The sequence below is a fragment of the Streptococcus pseudopneumoniae genome (assembly GCF_001068775.1).
Lineage (GTDB): Bacteria > Bacillota > Bacilli > Lactobacillales > Streptococcaceae > Streptococcus > Streptococcus pseudopneumoniae_N.
In genome coordinates this window covers 1-2,500 of record NZ_JWAJ01000072.1, presented here as the reverse complement: position 1 = coordinate 2,500, position 2,500 = coordinate 1, and the positions used below count along the sequence as shown (strand labels likewise).

At 50.9% G+C, this 2,500-nt stretch carries 11 tRNA genes and 2 rRNA genes (1 of these 13 cut by a window edge); all 13 read left to right on the top strand.

Annotation, left to right across the window (positions count from 1 at the left end):
• Nucleotides 1–1,282, top strand: a 23S ribosomal RNA gene (locus ADF68_RS02645) (it extends 1,619 nt beyond the left edge of the window).
• 79 nt (nucleotides 1,283–1,361) lie between these two features.
• Nucleotides 1,362–1,477: ribosomal RNA gene (gene rrf / locus ADF68_RS02640) — 5S ribosomal RNA — on the top strand.
• 4 nt (nucleotides 1,478–1,481) lie between these two features.
• Nucleotides 1,482–1,554, top strand: a tRNA-Val gene (locus tag ADF68_RS02635).
• Between the two features lie 2 nt (nucleotides 1,555–1,556).
• Nucleotides 1,557–1,629, top strand: a tRNA-Asp gene (locus ADF68_RS02630).
• Nucleotides 1,630–1,653: 24 nt separating this feature from the next.
• A tRNA-Lys gene (locus tag ADF68_RS02625) sits at nucleotides 1,654–1,726 on the top strand.
• A 5-nt stretch (nucleotides 1,727–1,731) separates the two neighbouring features.
• Nucleotides 1,732–1,813: transfer RNA gene (locus ADF68_RS02620), tRNA-Leu, on the top strand.
• A gap of 12 nt (nucleotides 1,814–1,825) precedes the next feature.
• Nucleotides 1,826–1,898 (top strand) — tRNA-Thr (locus ADF68_RS02615).
• A gap of 27 nt (nucleotides 1,899–1,925) precedes the next feature.
• Nucleotides 1,926–1,997, top strand: a tRNA-Gly gene (locus ADF68_RS02610).
• Nucleotides 1,998–2,004: 7 nt separating this feature from the next.
• A tRNA-Leu gene (locus ADF68_RS02605) sits at nucleotides 2,005–2,090 on the top strand.
• A gap of 8 nt (nucleotides 2,091–2,098) precedes the next feature.
• Nucleotides 2,099–2,172, top strand: a tRNA-Arg gene (locus ADF68_RS02600).
• A gap of 15 nt (nucleotides 2,173–2,187) precedes the next feature.
• Nucleotides 2,188–2,261 (top strand) — tRNA-Pro (locus ADF68_RS02595).
• A gap of 5 nt (nucleotides 2,262–2,266) precedes the next feature.
• Nucleotides 2,267–2,340, top strand: a tRNA-Met gene (locus ADF68_RS02590).
• Nucleotides 2,341–2,353: 13 nt separating this feature from the next.
• Nucleotides 2,354–2,427, top strand: a tRNA-Ile gene (locus ADF68_RS02585).
• The last annotated feature ends 73 nt before the right edge of the window (nucleotides 2,428–2,500 follow it).

Sequence of the window (2,500 nt, the reverse complement as noted above, 5' to 3'; positions counted from 1 at the left end):
ATACTCTACCCGTACCGCAAACCGACACAGGTAGTCGAGGCGAGTAGCCTCAGGTGATCGAGAGAACTCTCGTTAAGGAACTCGGCAAAATGACCCCGTAACTTCGGGAGAAGGGGTGCTGACTTAGGTCAGCCGCAGTGAATAGGCCCAAGCAACTGTTTATCAAAAACACAGCTCTCTGCTAAATCGTAAGATGATGTATAGGGGGTGACGCCTGCCCGGTGCTGGAAGGTTAAGAGGAGTGCTTAGCGTAAGCGAAGGTATGAATTGAAGCCCCAGTAAACGGCGGCCGTAACTATAACGGTCCTAAGGTAGCGAAATTCCTTGTCGGGTAAGTTCCGACCCGCACGAAAGGCGTAATGATTTGGGCACTGTCTCAACGAGAGACTCGGTGAAATTTTAGTACCTGTGAAGATGCAGGTTACCCGCGACAGGACGGAAAGACCCCATGGAGCTTTACTGCAGTTTGATATTGAGTGTCTGTACCACATGTACAGGATAGGTAGGAGTCTAAGAGATCGGGACGCCAGTTTCGAAGGAGACGTTGTTGGGATACTACCCTTGTGTTATGGCCACTCTAACCCAGATAGGTGATCCCTATCGGAGACAGTGTCTGACGGGCAGTTTGACTGGGGCGGTCGCCTCCTAAAAGGTAACGGAGGCGCCCAAAGGTTCCCTCAGAATGGTTGGAAATCATTCGCAGAGTGTAAAGGTATAAGGGAGCTTGACTGCGAGAGCTACAACTCGAGCAGGGACGAAAGTCGGGCTTAGTGATCCGGTGGTTCCGTATGGAAGGGCCATCGCTCAACGGATAAAAGCTACCCTGGGGATAACAGGCTTATCTCCCCCAAGAGTTCACATCGACGGGGAGGTTTGGCACCTCGATGTCGGCTCGTCGCATCCTGGGGCTGTAGTCGGTCCCAAGGGTTGGGCTGTTCGCCCATTAAAGCGGCACGCGAGCTGGGTTCAGAACGTCGTGAGACAGTTCGGTCCCTATCCGTCGCGGGCGTAGGAAATTTGAGAGGATCTGCTCCTAGTACGAGAGGACCAGAGTGGACTTACCGCTGGTGTACCAGTTGTCTTGCCAAAGGCATCGCTGGGTAGCTATGTAGGGAAGGGATAAACGCTGAAAGCATCTAAGTGTGAAACCCACCTCAAGATGAGATTTCCCATGATTTTATATCAGTAAGAGCCCTGAGAGATGATCAGGTAGATAGGTTAGAAGTGGAAGTGTGGCGACACATGTAGCGGACTAATACTAATAGCTCGAGGACTTATCCAAAGTAACTGAGAATACGAAGCGTGATTATTTTAAAGTGAAATTTGAAAGATATTCAATTTTGAGTATGTATTACTCAAAGTTAAGTGACGATAGCCTAGGAGATACACCTGTACCCATGCCGAACACAGAAGTTAAGCCCTAGAACGCCGGAAGTAGTTGGGGGTTGCCCCCTGTGAGATAAGGAAGTCGCTTAGCTAAAGGGAGTTTAGCTCAGCTGGGAGAGCATCTGCCTTACAAGCAGAGGGTCAGCGGTTCGATCCCGTTAACTCCCATAGGTCCCGTAGTGTAGCGGTTATCACGTCGCCCTGTCACGGCGAAGATCGCGGGTTCGATTCCCGTCGGGACCGTTTAAGATAACGAAAGTTATTTTAGACTCGTTAGCTCAGTTGGTAGAGCAATTGACTTTTAATCAATGGGTCACTGGTTCGAGCCCAGTACGGGTCATCATTGCGGGTTTGGCGGAATTGGCAGACGCACCAGATTTAGGATCTGGCGCTTAACGGCGTGGGGGTTCAAGTCCCTTAACCCGCATAATAGAAATAAGCCGGCTTAGCTCAGTTGGTAGAGCATCTGATTTGTAATCAGAGGGTCGCGTGTTCAAGTCATGTAGCCGGCATTTTTTTAATATAACCAAGAGGTCGATGCGAACGTAGTTCAGTGGTAGAACACCACCTTGCCAAGGTGGGGGTCGCGGGTTCGAATCCCGTCGTTCGCTTAGAGAGGCCGGGGTGGCGGAACTGGCAGACGCACAGGACTTAAAATCCTGCGATTGGTAACGATCGTACCGGTTCGATCCCGGTCCTCGGCATATAAAGAGCACCCTTAGCTCAACTGGATAGAGTACCTGACTACGAATCAGGCGGTTAGAGGTTCGACTCCTCTAGGGTGCATTTTTCTATTTAACTCGGGAAGTAGCTCAGCTTGGTAGAGTACTTGGTTTGGGACCAAGGTGTCGCAGGTTCGAATCCTGTCTTCCCGATTGATGGCGGTGTAGCTCAGCTGGCTAGAGCGTCCGGTTCATACCCGGGAGGTCGGGGGTTCGATCCCCTTCGCCGCTATAATGATCTTGTTGGACCTTTAGCTCAGCTGGTTAGAGCTCTCGGCTCATAACCGAGTGGTCGTAGGTTCAAGTCCTACAAGGTCCATTAAATACTATGGAGGATTACCCAAGTCCGGCTGAAGGGAACGGTCTTGAAAACCGTCAGGCGTGTAAAAGCG